This window comes from Labrenzia sp. CP4, assembly GCF_001579905.1.
Taxonomy (GTDB): Bacteria; Pseudomonadota; Alphaproteobacteria; order Rhizobiales; family Stappiaceae; genus Roseibium; species Roseibium algicola.
Map to the genome: position 1 here is coordinate 4,073,539 of NZ_CP011927.1, position 17,139 is coordinate 4,090,677.

16 protein-coding genes are annotated in these 17,139 nt (G+C 60.0%); 6 read left to right on the plus strand and 10 right to left on the minus strand.

Annotation, left to right across the window (positions count from 1 at the left end):
* Positions 1 to 34: 34 nt before the first annotated feature.
* Positions 35 to 1,561 (minus strand): altronate dehydratase family protein, encoded by a 1,527-nt coding sequence (locus tag ACP90_RS18725; protein WP_062491761.1) that lies wholly within the window; start codon positions 1,559 to 1,561, stop codon positions 35 to 37.
* Between the two features lie 205 nt (positions 1,562 to 1,766).
* Between ACP90_RS18725 and ACP90_RS18730 the strand changes: the two genes are divergently transcribed.
* From ACP90_RS18730 to ACP90_RS18740, 3 genes are all read left to right on the plus strand, one after another.
* On the plus strand, positions 1,767 to 2,480 hold the full coding sequence (locus ACP90_RS18730; RefSeq protein WP_062489290.1) for a GntR family transcriptional regulator: 714 nt from the start codon (positions 1,767 to 1,769) through the stop codon (positions 2,478 to 2,480).
* An 81-nt stretch (positions 2,481 to 2,561) separates the two neighbouring features.
* Positions 2,562 to 3,614, plus strand: a complete 1,053-nt coding sequence (locus ACP90_RS18735) for an aldo/keto reductase (protein WP_062489292.1) — start codon at positions 2,562 to 2,564, stop codon at positions 3,612 to 3,614.
* Positions 3,604 to 4,035: an RbsD/FucU domain-containing protein gene (locus ACP90_RS18740; RefSeq protein WP_023014608.1), complete on the plus strand. Its 432-nt coding sequence runs from the start codon at positions 3,604 to 3,606 to the stop codon at positions 4,033 to 4,035. The genes ACP90_RS18735 and ACP90_RS18740 overlap by 11 nt, the downstream gene beginning before the upstream one ends.
* A 50-nt stretch (positions 4,036 to 4,085) precedes the next feature.
* Here ACP90_RS18740 and ACP90_RS18745 read toward each other — a convergent pair whose 3' ends face one another.
* Entirely contained in the window at positions 4,086 to 6,443 is a 2,358-nt protein-coding gene (locus tag ACP90_RS18745; RefSeq protein WP_062489294.1) for a 1-deoxy-D-xylulose-5-phosphate synthase N-terminal domain-containing protein, read from the minus strand.
* Between the two features lie 110 nt (positions 6,444 to 6,553).
* On the opposite strand from ACP90_RS18745, the gene ACP90_RS18750 reads away from it, so the two are divergent.
* Entirely contained in the window at positions 6,554 to 7,036 is a 483-nt protein-coding gene (locus ACP90_RS18750) for an Lrp/AsnC family transcriptional regulator (protein WP_022997694.1), read from the plus strand.
* A gap of 205 nt (positions 7,037 to 7,241) precedes the next feature.
* On the opposite strand, the gene ACP90_RS18755 is transcribed toward ACP90_RS18750, so the two are convergent.
* Complete coding sequence (locus tag ACP90_RS18755) at positions 7,242 to 8,444, minus strand: methionine gamma-lyase (protein WP_062491763.1); 1,203 nt, start codon at positions 8,442 to 8,444, stop codon at positions 7,242 to 7,244.
* Between the two features lie 113 nt (positions 8,445 to 8,557).
* On the opposite strand from ACP90_RS18755, the gene ACP90_RS18760 reads away from it, so the two are divergent.
* The gene (locus ACP90_RS18760; protein ID WP_055659083.1) at positions 8,558 to 9,016 is read left to right on the plus strand and encodes an Lrp/AsnC family transcriptional regulator; all 459 of its coding nucleotides are present in this window, start codon (positions 8,558 to 8,560) and stop codon (positions 9,014 to 9,016) included.
* Between the two features lie 16 nt (positions 9,017 to 9,032).
* Here the strand turns inward: ACP90_RS18760 and ACP90_RS18765 are convergent, their stop codons facing one another.
* The 7 genes from ACP90_RS18765 to ACP90_RS18795 form a co-directional block, all read right to left on the minus strand.
* A complete protein-coding gene (locus ACP90_RS18765) occupies positions 9,033 to 9,983 on the minus strand; it encodes a branched-chain amino acid ABC transporter permease (RefSeq protein WP_062489296.1) in 951 nt (316 codons plus the stop codon).
* A complete protein-coding gene (locus tag ACP90_RS18770) occupies positions 9,983 to 10,873 on the minus strand; it encodes a branched-chain amino acid ABC transporter permease (RefSeq protein ID WP_022997698.1) in 891 nt (296 codons plus the stop codon). The genes ACP90_RS18765 and ACP90_RS18770 overlap by 1 nt, the downstream gene beginning before the upstream one ends.
* Positions 10,870 to 11,589, minus strand: coding sequence for an ABC transporter ATP-binding protein (locus tag ACP90_RS18775; protein ID WP_022997699.1), 720 nt, complete (start codon positions 11,587 to 11,589; stop codon positions 10,870 to 10,872). The genes ACP90_RS18770 and ACP90_RS18775 overlap by 4 nt, the downstream gene beginning before the upstream one ends.
* Positions 11,586 to 12,359, minus strand: a complete 774-nt coding sequence (locus ACP90_RS18780; RefSeq protein ID WP_022997700.1) for an ABC transporter ATP-binding protein — start codon at positions 12,357 to 12,359, stop codon at positions 11,586 to 11,588. The genes ACP90_RS18775 and ACP90_RS18780 overlap by 4 nt, the downstream gene beginning before the upstream one ends.
* 17 nt (positions 12,360 to 12,376) lie before the next feature.
* Entirely contained in the window at positions 12,377 to 13,567 is a 1,191-nt protein-coding gene (locus tag ACP90_RS18785; RefSeq protein WP_062489298.1) for an ABC transporter substrate-binding protein, read from the minus strand.
* A gap of 86 nt (positions 13,568 to 13,653) precedes the next feature.
* On the minus strand, positions 13,654 to 14,742 hold the full coding sequence (locus ACP90_RS18790) for a cupin domain-containing protein (protein ID WP_022997702.1): 1,089 nt from the start codon (positions 14,740 to 14,742) through the stop codon (positions 13,654 to 13,656).
* A 30-nt stretch (positions 14,743 to 14,772) separates the two neighbouring features.
* Positions 14,773 to 15,480, minus strand: a complete 708-nt coding sequence (locus tag ACP90_RS18795; protein WP_208993365.1) for a GntR family transcriptional regulator — start codon at positions 15,478 to 15,480, stop codon at positions 14,773 to 14,775.
* Positions 15,481 to 15,723: 243 nt separating this feature from the next.
* On the opposite strand from ACP90_RS18795, the gene ACP90_RS18800 reads away from it, so the two are divergent.
* A complete protein-coding gene (locus tag ACP90_RS18800; RefSeq protein ID WP_062491765.1) occupies positions 15,724 to 16,857 on the plus strand; it encodes an aminotransferase class V-fold PLP-dependent enzyme in 1,134 nt (377 codons plus the stop codon).
* Positions 16,858 to 17,139 lie beyond the last annotated feature (282 nt).

A 17,139-nucleotide genomic window follows, 5' to 3' on the forward strand; every position in this document is an offset into this window, starting at 1 on the left:
TCCGCGCATCGTCACAACGTTCTGCCGGATGCGGCTACATCACCGCACCGATCTGCCACGGCACGAACTCCACTCCGCCGAAGCCGAGTTCCTCGCTCTTCGATTGTTTTCCGGAGGCAACGGCGATGATCATTTCGAAGATCTCCTCGCCCTTGGCTTCCAGACTGACATTGTCGGAGATCACGTCACCGCAATTGATGTCCATGTCTTCCGACATCCGGCCATACATCTCGCTGTTTGTGGCGAGCTTGATGCAAGGGGTCGGCATGTAACCGGACACGGAGCCGCGTCCGGTCGTGAAGACGATTATATTGGCGCCTGAGGCGATCTGACCGGTCACCGAACATGGGTCAAAGCCTGGGCTGTCCATGAAGACGAACCCCTTCTTGTCGACGGGTTCGCCAAACTTGTAGACGTCCACAAGGGGGGCAGAGCCTCCCTTGGCCGCTGCACCAAGAGACTTTTCCAGGATTGTGGTCAATCCGCCGCGCTTGTTGCCGGGCGACGGATTGTTGTCCATCTCGCCGCCATTGCGGGCAGTGTAGTCTTCCCACCAGCGCACACGCTCGATCAGCTTCTTGCCGACATCGACGGAAACCGCCCGGCGGGTCAGAAGGTGCTCCGCGCCGTAGATCTCCGACGTTTCGGACAGGATCGTGGTACCGCCATGACGGACCAGAAGATCGGAGGCAATCCCGAGTGCCGGATTGGCAGTGATGCCGGAATATCCGTCCGAGCCGCCGCACTGCATTCCGACGGTGATTTCGGAAATCGGCACCGGCGTGCGCTCGGCCTTGTTGGCAAGTTCGGCAAGCGCCCGCAACTCTTTCAGCCCGGCTTCAATGGTCTTGCGCGTGCCGCCGGTCTGCTGAATGGTCATGTAGCGCAAATCGCCATCAGGGCGGATCTTGCGGTCACCGACGAGATCGGCAATCTGCATGACCTCGCAGCCAAGACCGATCAGCAGGATGGCCGCGAAATTCGGATGCTGGGCATAACCGGAAAGCGTCCGGAACAGCGTCGCGTAACCTTCGTCCTTGCCGGACATGCCGCAGCCAGTTCCGTGAACGATTGGCACGATGCCATCGACATTCGGAAACTCGTCCAGCAGACCGGACTTCTCGGCAGCTTCCGCAATGAATTTTGCGACAGACCCCGAGCAGTTCACCGAGGTCAGAATGCCGATGTAATTGCGCGTTCCTGCTCGCCCCGTTTGCCGGCGGTAGCCGAGAAAGGTGCGCTCTTGCGTTGCGGGCTCAAGCGGGATCGAGGCTTCGGCGTGCTGATAGTCCTGGCTGTGATCGCCCATGCCAAGGTTATGAACATGGACATGCTCCCCCGGCTTGATGTCTGCCTTCGCCTGCCCGATGATTTGACCGTACCGAATGACGTTTTCGCCAGCGGAGATCGGCTTGCGGGCAATCTTGTGGCCACGCATGACCTGCCCGGGTAGCGGACAGTCAACATGGGCAACGCTTGCGCCGGCCGCAATATCCTGAAGGGCGATGACCACATTGTCATCGGCATTCAGAAGGATCGAATTGGCATGAGGCTGCAACACGTCTCTCTCCCCGCTACGGCCGCTACGGTTGGTCCGCCTTGTCATTTCAAGATGACAAGGCCCTTCTCAACCCGCTGACATCAATCAGCTTTTCTCTCTTCTCCGAGCTCTCTCCATGGAGCATCGGCACGGCCGGTCTTTCTTCACGATTAGCTTGACAGGGTAACTGTGTCAACTAACATGTTAGCATTCAATCGAGTTGACAATGTCCCTGACCAACGAACAAGATTTTCCCGAGATCACCCTGCCCGACATTGGCAAACTGTCCGGCTCGCTCGCACAGCGTGTCTATGAGGCGCTGCGCTCGTCGATCCTGGCGATGGACCTGCCGCCGGGAACCCTTCTCAGGAAACAAGTCATCTGCGAGCAGCTTGGTGTCTCCCGCTCGCCGGTGACGGAAGCGATCACCCGGCTAGCAGGCGAAGGCCTTGTCGAAGTCATTCCTCAGTCCGGTTCACGCGTGACCAAGTTCTCCATGTCGGAAATCCGCGAGGGCGCCTTCCTGAGGGAAGCCATCGAACTTGCGGCCGTTTCCAAGGTGGCGGCGGAGCGCACCGAAGAGCAGTTGACGGAGTTGAACCGCAATTTGCGTCTGCAGGCTCTTTGCCTGGAAGATCACGACGAAACCGGCTTCTACCGGGAAGACGAGCGCATGCACGAGCTTATCTTCTCCTTCACCGGCTACCCGAGGCTCCACAACCTGTCTGCCACCGGGTGGATGCAGGTCAACCGGGCACGGCAATTGCTGTTGCCCATGCGTGGCAGGGCCTTTGAGGCCTATGACGAGCACCGCGTCATCGTGGAAGCAATCCGCGACCGCGATCCGGAACGGGCACGCCAGGCAATGCAAAAGCACCTGAGCGAACTTGTCACGCGCCTTGAGCCGCTCGCCGAGACCAGACCGGACCTGTTCGACTGAAAACCTGGCCCGTGGCCCGACACCAGACCGCAGATCATGCGGCGTTCAAACAGCTCCTGAGGAAACATCCAGAGGAAACACATGACCGCTCTAAGAACACAGCGGCTGAACAGCAGAACCGCTAGACCGATCGATCTGACGGAGATGGGGTTCGGCGGCGCGCCGCTCGGCAATCTCTACCGCAAGGTTTCGGAAGAAGATGCCCAGGCTGCCCTTCAGGCGGCCTATGACAACGGCATCCGCTACTTTGACACGGCGCCGCAATACGGCCTGGGCCGATCGGAAATGCGCTTTGCCACTGCCATCAAGCGTTTTGGCCGCGAGAACATTCAGCTTTCCACCAAGATCGGCCGCCTGCTGCTGGATTGCGAGCCGCACGAGGTGACCCCGGAAGCCTTTGTCGATGTGCCGCAAAAGCGGATCGTCTTCGACTACAGCTATGACGGCGTCATGCGCAGCTACGAGGCAAGCCGTCAGCGACTGGAGGTCGCCAACGCGGACATCCTTTTCGTGCATGACGTCTGCGCCTTTTCGCAAGGCTCTCAGGAAGCCAGCGATGCCCGCGTCCGCGAGCTCTTCGATCTCGGCGGCTACAAGGCGCTTACCGAGTTGAAAGAGGCCGGGGACGTTGCGGCCATCGGCGCAGGGGTAAACGAATGGCAGGTTTGCCAAAAGCTGCTTGGCCTTGCCGATTTCGACTGTTTCCTGCTTGCCGGCCGCTACACGCTTCTGGAACAGGACGCCCTTGAGAGCTTCCTGCCGCTTTGCAAGCAACGGGACGTCGGCATCATTCTGGGCGGGCCCTATAATTCCGGCATTCTGGCAACCGGGGCCGTTCCCGGTGCGAAATACAACTACGCCGATGCACCGCCGGAGATCCTTGAGCGCGTGCGCAAGATCGAGGATGTCTGCCGCAGCCATTCAGTGCCGCTGATCGCGGCCGCGCTGCAGTTCGTGCTTGGACATCCAAGTGTGAAGACCGTCATCCCCGGCGCAGTGAACGCGGCCGAGGTTGAAGCCAATATTGCTCTCTTGAAGACCGATATCCCTGCTGCTCTCTGGTCAGACCTCAGGTCTGCTGGCCTGATCCGCCCCGATGCCCCCTTGCCGAGCGAGACTTCCCATGTTGCGTAACCTTCCCCCCATCCTGAGCCCCTCGCTGCTTTATGCCCTCAGAGCCATGGGGCACGGCGACGAGATCGCCATTGTCGACGCCAATTTCCCGGCGGAAAGCTCCGGTCCCGATTGTGTTCGTCTCGATGGCATATCGGCAACAGACACGCTGAAGGCGATCCTGTCGGTTATGCCGCTCGACACGTTCGTCGCCGCCCCCGCCCGTACGATGCAGGTGGTCGGTGATCCGGACGCGGTGCCGGAGATTGTTGCCGAGTTCCAGACCATCATCGATGACACCGCCGACAAGCCGGCCAGGATTTCAACGCTGGAACGCCACGCCTTTTATGAAGCGGCCAGCCATGCCTTTGCCGTGGTCCAGACAGGCGAGAACCGCCTCTACGGCAACATCATTCTGACCAAAGGCATAATCGAGCCATGACCTGCAGACATCACGTGCCATCCAGCCCCTGCCTTTAGCTTCAGGCGCACTTAGACTCGCCGCCCCGGCGTCAATCCATTCACCTTCTCGATGATCGACGCGGCGTCGATACCGAAATGGTGGTAGAGATCGCCAATCGTACCGGTCTGGCCGAAATGTTCTACACCGAGCGGGATGGTCTGGTGGCCGGCAACACCGCCAAGCCAGGCGAGCGTTGCCGGGTGGCCGTCAATCACGGTGATCAGTTTGCAATGACCGGGCAGATCGCCCAGCAGTTGCTCGATATGGGACCTGGCGGCCGCGTTGCCACGAGACCTTGCTCTTTGCGCCGCCGTCCAGCCCGCGTTGAGGCGGTCGGCGGACGTGACGGCAAGAACGCCGACATCCCTTCGGTTACCGGCGAGTTCTCCCGCCGCCTTGATGGCTTCGGGCGCAACGACGCCCTGATAGGCGATCACAACTTCGCAGTTGGGGCCGGGTTTGCGAAGCCAGTAGGCACCGTCAATGGCGCCCTGGCGGAAGGCATCGTCAGCCCGTTTGACCGGCTGTTCGATCGGGTTGGTCGACAGGCGCAGATAGACGGAGCCACCGGTCTCGTCGCGCAGCCAGGTGCGTTCGTCCGGATCGCCCTCGCCGTCGCGTTGCAGGTAATCGAAGGCCCATTCCATGATCACGGCCAGTTCGTCGGCAAAGGCGGGTTCGAAAGCGGCCAGTCCGTCCTGGCTCATGCCGATCAACGGTGTGCCGATGGACTGGTGCGCACCGCCTTCCGGCGACAGGGTCACACCGGATGGCGTACCGACAATCATGAAGCGGGCATCCTGATAGCAGGCATAGTTGAGCGCATCGAGCCCCCGGCAGACAAAGGGATCATAGACTGTGCCGATGGGGATCAACCTTTCGCCGAAGAGCGAATGGGAAAGACCGGCAGCGCCCAACAGCAGGAACAAGTTCATCTCCGCGATGCCGAGTTCGATATGCTGGCCTTCCGGCGTGAATTCCCACTTCGCAGTCGAGGGAATCCTGTGCTCGATGAAGGCATCCGCCATGGCCTTGCGGGCGAAAAGCTTGCGCCGGTTGACCCAGGGACCAAGGTTGGTGGTGCCAGTGACATCCGGTGAGGTCGTAACGATACGCTCGGCCAGTTTGCTGTCGCCCTTGGAGAGATCATCCAGCACCTTGCCGAAGGCCATCTGGGTGGAAATATCCCGGTCGGAGGCAAGCTCGATGGCAGGTACGGCGATCTTGTCGTCAGAGAAACGGCGGGTGCCTTTGGCAAAGAACGGCACCTGATCCAGAAACGCCTTCAGCGCTCCAACATCCGGCACTGTCGCGAAGGGCTCCCATTCCTCGCCTTCCGCAACGCCCATGTGTTTCTGCCACTCGGCCATCTGGGTCTTGTTCATCAGGCCGCCGTGATTGTCCTTGTGGCCGGCAATCGGCGTGCCCCACCCCTTGATGGTATAGGCAAGGAAGCAGGTCGGCTTGTCATGATCGATGGCGGCGAAGGCTTCCGCCATGGTCTCGGTGCAATTGCCGCCGAGATTTTCCATGAGATCCGCCAATTCATCATCCGAGCGGCGGTCGATCAGCGCGGTGACATCGCCCTGATCGCCAAGGTCGTCCATCAGGCGTTTGCGCCAGACGGCTCCCCCCATGAAAGTCAGCGCGGAATAATCCTGGTTGGAGCAATCGTCGATCCACTGGCGCAGCTTGTCGCCGCCCGGTTCGGCAAAGGCCGCGCGCTGCAAGACCCCGTATTTGACCCGGACCACCTGCCAGCCGAAGGCATCGAAGATTTTCTCGACCCGGTCAAAGAGCCCCTCACGAACGATCCCGTCGAGCGACTGGCGGTTATAATCGATGATCCACCAGCAGTTTCTGAGATCGTTCTTCCAGCCCTCCTGAAGGGCTTCATACACATTGCCTTCGTCGAGTTCAGCATCGCCGACCAGAGCGATCATGCGGCCGAGCGGCTTGTCGCCCGACCAGCTCTTGGCCGCGATATAGTCCTGTACCAGCGACGCGAAGGAGGTAATCGCGACACCGAGCCCAACCGAACCGGTGGAGAAATCGACATCATCGATGTCCTTGGTACGCGAAGGATAGGACTGAACACCTCCGTAACCGCGAAAGTTTTCCATCTTTTCGCGCGTCTGATTGCCCATCAGGTACTGGATCGCATGGAAGATCGGCGAGGCATGCGGCTTGACCGCCACCCGATCTTCCGGCCGGAGAACAGAGAAGTAGAGCGCTGTCATGATCGATACCATGGAAGCCGAACTTGCCTGATGCCCGCCGATCTTGATGCCATCCACCTTCGGACGCACGTGGTTGGCGTGATGGATCATCCAGTGCGACAGCCACAACAGGCGCTGTTCGATGGTCTTCAGGTGTTCGGTGCTCATGGAGGCGTTCCCGTTAAGTGCGTACTTGCCGTTACTCTAGCTTCGGGCAAGAACCGGTTTCTTGCTATTTCCTAATCTTTTCGGCTAAGTCTTGGAGAGTTTCACCAAGAATGAGGCCTTCCTTGGCGATTTCCGACACGCTCGACACATTTGATATCCAGATCCTGCGGGAGCTGCGCCAGAACGGCAGAATTTCAATTCAGGATCTTTCCGAACGCATCGGCCTGAGTGCGACACCGGCAGCCCGCCGCCTGAGGCACCTGGAAGACCGCGGCATCGTGACAGGATATTGCGCGCTGATCGACGAGGTGAAGCTCGGCTACGAGGTTTCGGTCTTCGTGTCCGTTCAGCTCGACAAGCAGATCGACGTCACCCTGGACCAGTTCGAAGCCGCCATTCAGGCGTTTCCGGAAGTCGTCGACTGCTGGCTGATGACCGGCAACCGGGACTATCTCCTGCGCGTGGCAACCACCGGGCTCGCCGCCTTCGAAACCTTCCTGACCGGAAAGCTCACCAAGGTGCCCGGTGTCGCCAACATCGAAAGCTCCATTCCGCTGCGGCGTGTGAAATCCGGCGTGGCACGGACGCCCTGATTTGGGCTGTCCGCCACGTTCCCCGGCTCTTACTTCCACCGCTCCCTCATCCTGAGGAGGGCCAACGGCCCGTCTCGAAGGATGGGCCACTTGCTCCGGAATGTGGGGCCCATCCTTCGAGACAGCGCTTCGCGCTTCCTCAGGATGAGGTTGAGAAGAGGAGAGGCTCTGGAGATCCGTGGAAAAACTTGGGCGTTGACTGAGTTCAGGCTGCCGCCGCAACAGGCACCTGCGGCATGGCCTGCGCCAAGTCTTCCAGGATGTCATCTAGGTCTTCCAGGCCCACGGAGAGGCGCACGAGGCCGTCGCTGATGCCGTGGGCAGCGCGCTCTTCCGGGGTGTAGGTGGAATGGGTCATGGACGCAGGATGCTGGATCAGCGTCTCGGCATCGCCCAGGGATACGGCCCGCTGGATCATCTTCAAGCCATTCATCATGGAAATACCAGCTTCCAGACCACCCTTCAGTTCAAAGGCAATCATGCCGCCCGGCTGGCTCATCTGCCTGTTCGCCAGTTCGTGCTGTTCGAAGCTTTCAAGTCCCGGGAAGTAGACCTTTGAGACCGCCGGATGGTCTTGCAGCCATTCGGCGACTTTCTGCGCGGACGCACAGTGCCTGTCCATGCGCAGGGCAAGCGTCTTCAAACCGCGCAGGATCAGCATGGCGCTGAACGGAGCCATCACCGCACCGGTCATGTCCTTCATGCCCACGAGGCGGATCTCCTGGATCTGGTCGGCCCGTCCGGCAACCAGACCGGCCACAACGTCACCATGACCACCCAGATACTTGGTGGCCGAATGCAGAACGAGGTCGGCGCCAAGTTCGATCGGGCGGGTGAGATAAGGCGTGGCATAGGTGTTGTCGACGATTACCGTCGCGCCGGCCTCATGGGCGATTTCCGAAACGTGGCTGATGTCGACAAGGCGCATGTTCGGGTTGGCCGGGGTCTCGAAATAGACAACCCGGGTCTTGTCGGAAATGACGCTGCGCAGGTTTTCCGGATCGGTCAGGTCCACATGGGTGATCTTGATGCCGAACTTGGTCAGGCCATGGCGCATATAGGCAAAGGTGCAGCCGTAAAGGGTTTCGTCGACGATGATCTCGTCCCCCGGTGCCACGAGCGTCCAAAGGGTCGCGGTGATCGCGCCCATGCCGGAAGAAAGCGCGAGACCGGCTTCCGCTCCTTCCAGATCCGCAATGCGGCGTTCCAGAAGATCCAGCGTCGGATTGGAAATGCGGCTGTAGATATGCCCTGCCCGCTCGCCCGCGAACATCTCGCCGCCGGCTTCCGCCGTCTCGAACACGAAAGTGGAGGTCAGATGCAGCGGTGGCGTCAGAGATCCCTCGTTTTCAAGCGGATTGTAAGCGAGGTGGATCGCACGGCTGGCAAAACCCTTGTAGGCACTCATGGCTGTCTCCCTGATTTCAGCCTGAGCAATATGATCCAAACATGAGGGTGATAGATTTCAAAATCTGTCAGTGCTAGCCTTCAGATTAGCATAATCTGCCAATCGAGCTTCAAATGGACAAGAAAGACAGACAGATCATCCGTGCGCTGCAGCGGGATGGCCGCATGACCAACCAGGACCTGGCGGAAGCGGTCAACCTGTCGCCCTCGCCCTGCTTGCGCCGGCTCCGGAACCTGGAAGCCTCCGGGGCAATCAAGGGGTTTTCGGTGGATGTGGATGCTGCCGCCTACGGCCTGCCGATCACCGTCTTCGTCCGCATCCGGCTGGAGCGACACAACGAGGAGGATGTGCGCCGGTTCGAAAGCCGGATGCAGACCATCGAGGAGGTTCTGGAATGCCACGTGCTGACCGGCGCGATGGATTATCAGCTGCGCGTGGTGGTGTCGGATCTTGAAGCCTATGAGACCTTCATCCGCAACCGCATTCATCCGATCGGCGGCATTGCGTCGATCGATACCAGTTTTGTTTATGGCACCGTGAAGAAGACGGCGGTGTTTCCACCGCTCGCCTGACCCCACGGCAACGTTACTATTCCTGCCGGAATTTCACTGGCGGCGATTTCTCCGGCAACAGTCCGGACCGGAAACGCTGCAGCACCACCTGCAGAAGCAGACCCACCAGCAGCATGCGGATGAACGAACTGCGGGTCGCCCATTCCGGCGGCAGGCGGTTGGTGAAGATTTCCGTCACGGACCAAAGCGTCCAGATGGTCAAGGCGCCAAGGATGCCCCCCCTGTTGTTGCCGGAACCACCGGCCATCAGCATCACCCAGACAAGGAAAGTCACCAGCAGCGGATCGGTGGCCGTGGGCGACAGGAAGCGGAAATAATGCGCTGAGAGGCCACCAGCGATCCCCATGATGGCGCAGCCGATGACGAAGGTCTGGATCCTGAATTTCTCGACGTTCTTGCCGACGGCCGCAGCAGAAGCCTCGTTGTCGCGGATCGCACGCAGGCTGCGCCCCCACGGGCTGTCGTGCAGGCGCGAGGCTGCCAGATAGACCAGCAGCACCACGAACCAGACAAAGCCGAGAAACACGATGTCCCCCATGCGCCCGGTGGTGAGGTCCGCCAAAGGCCTTGGAATGCGGGACAGGCCCAGACTGCCGTTGGTGAGCCAGCTTTCGTTGACGATAACGAGCCGCAGGATCTCGGCGATCCCGATGGAGGCCATCGCCAGATAGTCGCTCTTGAGACGTACGCAGATCTTGGCCACCGCCCAGCCGGCAAGCCCGGCGAGTATCGCAGCCCCGATCAAGCCAATCGGCACAGGCAGGCCAAAGCCTCCGAGATGCTTGGACGAGGCCGCGGTTGTCAGGATCGCCGAGGTATAGGCCCCAACACCGTAGAAACCGGCGATACCGGCGTTGAAGAGGCCGCCCATGCCCCATTGTACATTCAGGGCAAGGCACAGGATTGCGTAGATACCGCCCAGGATCAGAAGACTGACCGCATAGAAGAAGAGACCGGTGAGTTCCATCAGAGCAACCTCCCCTTGAAGAGGCCCTGGGGCCGGAAGATGAGCAGGCCGATCATCAGGACGAAGGCAACCGCCGTTTTGTAGGACGGGGAGATGAGCGCATCGTCACCGATCCAGTGGTAGGAGGACAGTTCCTCGGCCAGGCCGATGATGAAACCACCTGCCATGGCCCCCATCGGCTTGCCGATCCCACCCAGAATGGCAGCGGCAAACATAGGCATCAGCAGGTTCCAGCCCAGATTGGGGTGAGCACTGGTGTTCAAGGCGGCAAAGGTTCCGGCGATAGCCGCCAGAGCCGCGCCGATGATCCACGTCCAGCGAATGACCTTGGCGGTATCCAGACCGGAAACTTCGGCCAGTTCCGGATCGTCCGCGACTGCCCGCATGGACCGGCCGGTTCTTGTGACGGTCAGGAAGTAGTGCAGAAGCACGGCAATGATCGCCGTCGAGATCACCGCCTGCAGATGCAGCACTGACACCCGAAAGGTATCGAACAGGACCAGCGGCGGTTTAACGCCTGTCGAAAACACCTGGTTTTGAGAACCCCAGACCAACTGAACGATCGAACGGAAGACCAGCGCAATGCCGAAGGACGAGATCACCGTGTAAATGGTCGGCAGCTCGCGCAGTGGCTTGTAGAAATAGCGGTCGACCAGCAGCGCCGAGACAATCGTGAGTGCCATGCCGAAGGGGATCAGCAGAAGCGGATTGACCGGGACGATGGCAGCCATGGCCAGCACACCGTAAGTGCCCAGGGTCATCAGATCGCCGTGCGCAAAATGGGCAAAGCGCAGGATGCCGAAGATCATGGAAATCCCGACAGCGCCAAGCGCGTAGATGCTGCCGATAGCCAGCGCCGGGAACAGATAGAAATTCACGAACTCGATCATGCAGCCGCTCCCCCGAGGAAGAGGCGACGCACGTCTTCATCCGCCAGCAACTCCTTGCCGGTTCCGCTGGCATAGTTTCGCCCGTTCACCAGGATATGGCCGTGATCGGCAATCTGCAGAGCCTGGCGGGCATTCTGTTCCACCATTAATATCGTGATCCCGGTTTTTCGGATGTCGAGAAGCAGGTCGAAGATCCGCTCCAGATAGGCAGGCGACAGACCAGCTGTCGGCTCGTCCAGCAGCACCAGCTTCGGGTCGCTCATCAAGGCCCGGCCCATGGCTACCATCTGCCGCTGTCCACCCGAAAGCTCGCCAGCAGGCTGTTTCAGCTTGTCCCGCAGGTCGGGAAACAGGGAGAGCACACGTTCGCGCGTCGCCGCTTTATCCTTTGGTGGAGCTGCATAGGTTCCGACATCAAGGTTCTCGTCTACGGACATGGTCGCAAAGACGTTTTTCGTCTGGGGCACTGCCGAAACACCGAGCGGAACAAGAGCGGACGTCTTGCAGCCCGCCAGTTCCTTCGCGCCAAGTTTGATCGAACCGGCGGAGACGGTGGTCAGTGCGAAGATGGTTTTGAGCAAGGTCGACTTGCCGGCGCCGTTCGGCCCGAGAATGACCGCGATCTCGCCAGGCTCAACAGTCAGTGAGACCTCTTCGATGATGGGCGGACCGCCATAGCCGGCGCTGACGTTTGTGACGGAAAGTCGCTCGGTCATAGCTGCGCCTCGTATTTTCCGCCGCCGAAATAGGCCTCGATCACACGTTCGTCGTTACGCACGTCTTCGACCGAACCTTCTGTCAGCAGCGTGCCCTGCGCCATGACCAGCACGTGGTCGCACAGCTTGGAAACGTAATCGAGGTCATGCTCGATAAGACAGAAGGTCAGGCCCCGTTCCCGGTTCAGCATCAGGATCTTGTCCGCCAGCTTGGACAGAAGCGTGCGGTTGATGCCGGCACCGATCTCGTCCAGCAGGATGATCTTCGGGTTGCGCATCAGAGCGCGACCGAGTTCGACCAGCTTCTTCTGACCACCGGAAAGATTGCCTGCCTTCTCGTCGATGACATGGTCCAGCTCAAGCAGGCGGACAGTGTCCCGCGCAGTCTCATAGATTTCCTGTTCCTCGGCCTGGTAGTGGCCGCGGCGAAAGATCACGTTGAAGACATTCTCGCCTTCCGGCGCCGAGGCAGACGCCATCAGGTTTTCGAGAACCGAGAGATGCCCGAATTCGTGAGGTATCTGGAAGGTGCGTGCGAGGCCTGCCTTGGCCCGTTGATGGGGTTTGAGCGCAGTTATGTCCTTCCCGTCCAGAAGCACCCGGCCGGCACTGGGCCGGATTGCACCTGCAATGACGTTGAAGGCGGTTGTTTTTCCCGCACCGTTCGGCCCGATCAGGCCGGTGATGCGGCCTGCGCCGATCTTGAAGCTTGCATGGTCAATAGCCCGCAAACCACCAAAATCGACGCAGATTTTGTCCAGCTCAATCACGCTGTCGCCTTGTCGGCTTATTCGACGATTTCGACTTGCTTGTAGCCGTCGCCGTCCACGACGAACTTGCCGATGTAGCCACCGACATCGCCGTTTTCATCGAACTCCGCGGAGCCGCTGGCACCGTCATAGTCGATGTCCTTGCCTTCCTTGATCAGCGCAATCGCCTTTGCCCATTCGCCCGGGCCGACTTTCTCGCCCGGAGCCATGGCGACTTCCTTCAGGGCTTCGGCAATCTTTGCGCGGTCAGTCGAACCGGCCTTTTCAACAGCCAGCAGGGCCAGGAAAGTTGCGTCATAGGTCTGGTCGACAAAAGCCTTGTCGGCACCTTCGCCAAATTCGGCGTTGAAGGCATCATGCAGAGACTGCTGGGCCGGGTTTTCAGCCGGAGACGTCGGTGAGGAGAAGAACGAGGTCTTCAGGGCATCTGCGCCAACGTTCTGGATCAGCAGTTCGTCACGAAGGCCATCCGTGCCGATGAATTTGGTGAAGAGGCCACCTTCAATGGCCTGACGGACGATCTTGCCGCCGCTGTCGCCGGCATAGGCGATCACAACCAGCGCCTCGGCATCACCCTTGGCCAGGCTTGCAAGTTCCGAACGGTAGGAATCCTTCTTTTCTTCGTGCTTCGCCTCGGCGACGATTTCACCGCCGGCTTCAGTGTAGGCGTCGATGAATGTTTCCCCGATACCGACGCCATAGTCATTGTTGACGAAGGTGAGCGCGACTTTCTTGATGCCTTCGTCCATCACCATCTTGGCGAGAATCTCACCCTGATAGTTGTCTGAAGGCACAATGCGGAACACCAGGCCGTTGTCTTCCAGGAAGGTCATGGCCGGAGAGGTCGCGGTCGGCGAGATCTGCGGCACGCCCGCCGGAATGATTGCGGCTTCGGCAGCGGCAATGGTGGTGCCAGACATGAGCGAACCCATGATGATCGGCACGTTTTCCACGTTCACCAGCTTCTGGGCAGCGTCGACCGCGCCCTGGGCGGTGCCGGTGGTGTCACCGTAGACGGCAACTGCCGTGCCACCCAACAAACCGCCCTGCTCGTTCACCTGCTTGACCGCGAGATCGGCTGCATTTTGAAGCGGCGGAATGAAATTGGCGATCGGACCCGTGATGTCCATCAGGATACCGATCTTGGTGTCGTCCGCCAGTGCGGCGGTCCCCGTGCCCAGCAACGCTGCTGCGGCCACAAATGTCATCAATTTTCTCATGCTGTCATCCCCTCATGGCTTGACCTTGAACTCCTGCACAGCCTGTTCTTTCCTCCTCGACAGGCTTTGTCTTTTCAGTCGCGCAGGACCTCCGTTTCGAACCGGCCCGGCAGGCTGACTTCCAGCAGTTCCAGGTCGGCAGTTGCTTCCGCGTATCGCGTCGCCATGTTCGGCGGGATCACGAAGGCGTCTCCGGCAGACAGGCGGTAAGGATCTTTGCCTTCGCCCTCCAGGGTCATTTCGCCTGCCAGCACAAAGTTGAATAGAATATCGCAGTCATGACGCGTCCAGGGAGAGGCCTCCCCGACCGGACGAGCCACCATAACAGATGCCACGCCTCGGGTGTTGTCACAGATGGTAGTGTCGCGTGCCTCAAAACCCGGAATGCGGAACGGTTCAAAAACGCCGTCCTGTGCCAGGCTGTGCACGAATTTCTGTCCTTGCCACTCCCGATCCGGCCGCTCATGGGGCGTCGGCAGGGTCATCTCGTGGTCGATCTCGGTAATGTGCTCGGCTGGGACGCCGATCTCGATCACCTCGATCCCTTCGGCTGCGTGCATTACGCGGTGACGGATTTCCGGCGGCTGGATGAAACAGTCACCAGCCCTCAGACGGCGCATGCCGCCCTGATCTTCATAAAGAACGTCGACCCAGCCGTGGACACAAAAGATCAGCTGAAACCCGACCTTGTGGAAGTGAACCATGTCCGGAACCGGTCCGTCCGGAACCCGGATATGCGAGGCGATCATGGCGCCGCCGAGCCGTGTCGGCACAAGATCCCGATAGGACATACCTGCCCGGCCGATCACCCATGGGGCCTGGTCTGCCAGACGGCGCACCACGAAGGCGTGCTCGGTTTCAGGCATAACCAGCGGTGGATTGAGTTCATCGATTTCGACACGTGTCCCGCTCGGGGAGACCAGCAGGCGCTCGCCATCTGCAAATTCATCCGGATTTTCCGTCAGAATTCGCAGCGTGCCGGGTGCTTCGCTTGCACCCTTTTCCACCCGCACGCGCAAGCCGTGACCGGAGAACACCGCAATTTCCGGGCTGTCGGCCGGATAGATCATGTCCAGCCGCATGTTCAGCTTCTTGGTGAAGAACGGCAGGTCCTTGGCAAGGTCCTGGGTCGGTAGTCTGACTTCCGCGCGGGTTTCCGTCATGTCCTGTCCATCGCTCCCTTTACCCCCGCTTCAGCCTGCCTGTGCAGAGGATGTTGTGTTCTGATTGCCGGCATCCTCATGTGCTGCGAGGTAGGCCGCCTCCCCTTCAAAAACGAACCGCAGGATCCGGTCGCTTGCGGCAACCGCGTCCCGGCGGCAGAAAGCCTGGTAAAGCTGGGTGTTACCGGCAACGATCAACGGATGGTTCGCCTGATGGGCGAAGGTCATCAGGCGAACGGCCTGCACTTGGGTCATGTAGCGCTGCAGCGCCTTGCGCAACGAAACATTCGGCACGGCGGCAATCCAGCTGTTGCGGAAAATCTCGCAGGCCCGATGCAAATGCTCGGTATCCCCCGCCGCCATAGCCGAACCCGCATCCTTGAGGATGTCGTCCAGTCCCTGCAACTCGTCTTCCGACAGGCTGAGCGCTGCCATGGCGGCTGCCCGCGGCTCAAGAAGACGTCGCAGATCGAAAATTTCCAGAATTTCCCGGTGGTCAAGACGCGGAAGCACAAAGCCTCGCGTTGTCGGTTCCAGATAGCCTTCATGGGCAAGACGCATCAGGGCATCACGAGCCGGCATGCGGGAAACGCCGAATTCGGCCGCCACAGCGGTGTCGACAAGGCGGATATCCTGACCAAGTTCCCCGCGCTGGATGCGCCCCATGAGCAGGTCGTGGATCTGTCCGCTGGTGCTTTGTGCACCCGAAGTGGAGGCGGTTGATTTTCCTGCTGTCACCGGCAAGCCTCCCTTGTCACGAACCTCGTCACCACGGCAAATTCGTATACAGAACAATTCAAGCCTAAACAGACACTCAGCCTATTCAACCCATTTTCAGGCATTTGAAAAGTCCTTTAAGCTTGAACTATCTCAAAAACTGTATACGAATATTCCAGTGACGGTCAATAGCGTGTTTGAGACGGAAACGGATCTGTTTCAGCACCCTGATTGACCGAAGGAAATGACATTTCGGGGGACCGCATGACGACCAGGGAAGACGGCTACTTCCTCTATCATTCCATCGGCCAGTATCCCGGCAAGGAAGCCGGATTGAGCGCCGCGATGGCGGAGCTGGCTGCCGTCTGGAGTGCTCCGAACGATCAGCAGTGGCCCTATCTGCTCGGCAAGCGCGGAGAGTTCATCGATTACTGGCGCGCGATCATCGATGCACCCGCCGGGTCCGCTACGACCTGCGAGAACGTGACCCAGGGCGTCGACATGGTCATGCGGGCGCTGCCGGACGGCCTGCTGCGTGGCCGCAAGGTGCTGGTGGCCGCAGACTGTTTCCCTTCCAACCACTTTCTTCTCACCCGCCTGCAGGAACGGCTCGGCTTCGAGCTGGTAACCGTGCGGGCCCGTCAGGGCGCAAATTTCGTTGCTGACGAAGACATGATCGCCGAGTGGGACCGCGATGTCGCGCTCTGCCTGATCACCTGGGTCAGCTCCACAACCTCAAGACGCTCGGATCTGGAAAACCTCGTTGACCATGGCCGCGCGATGGGCAGCATCATTGGCGTGGACATCACCCAGGCCGCAGGACTCCTGCCCTATTCGGTTGAGGCGCCGAACGTGGATTTTGTGGTTTCGACCAGTCTCAAATGGATGTGTGGTACGCCAGGAGCCGGCATCTTGTATGTCCACCCGGACCTGATCCGGGATTGCAGGCCGGAGCTGTGCGGCTGGTTCAGCCAGGACAACCCTTTCAACTGGGATATCGACGCCTTCGAATATGCCTCTGACATCCGTCGCTTCGACAACGGCACCCCGTCGATCATGCCTGCGGCCGCCTCTGTGCCCGCCCTGAAGTGGCATGCCAGCGCCGACAGGGAGTCCATCCTGCGCAGCAACCGGCACCTTTGCGGCATCCTGATCGATGGCGCGGATGACCTTGGCCTGAAGCTGCTCACACCGAGATCAGAAGAAGATCGTGGCGGCAGTCTCATGTTCGGACTTGCTTCGCCAGAACAAGCCGTGCAGGTGCTGACCCATCTGCGTGTTGCCGGATTTTCCGCAGATACCCGCGGCGCAACCCTCCGGCTCTCCCCCGGCATCCAGACGAGCGAAGACGCCACACGCGAAGTCGTGGTGGAACTGGGGACGGCACTGGCAGGATGAGCCGGGAGGCCGTTTCGCCGGAGCCAGCACAAGCGGCCCATCCTTCGAGACGGCCTGACGACCTCCTCAGGATGAGGGTGTGAGTGTAGCCGCCCGGAAAGTTGCCTCTCTGAATCGCAAACTTGCTCCAACCTCATCCTGAGGAAGCGCGGAGCGCTGTCTCGAAGGATGGGCTGCAAACTCGGCAAACGCCGACGCAAATCCGGGCCGCACTCGACTGCTCGCTTCGCCAGGAACGAGGCGAAGACTTGCCTTGAAACCCGGATACTCTGGAAATGGGCA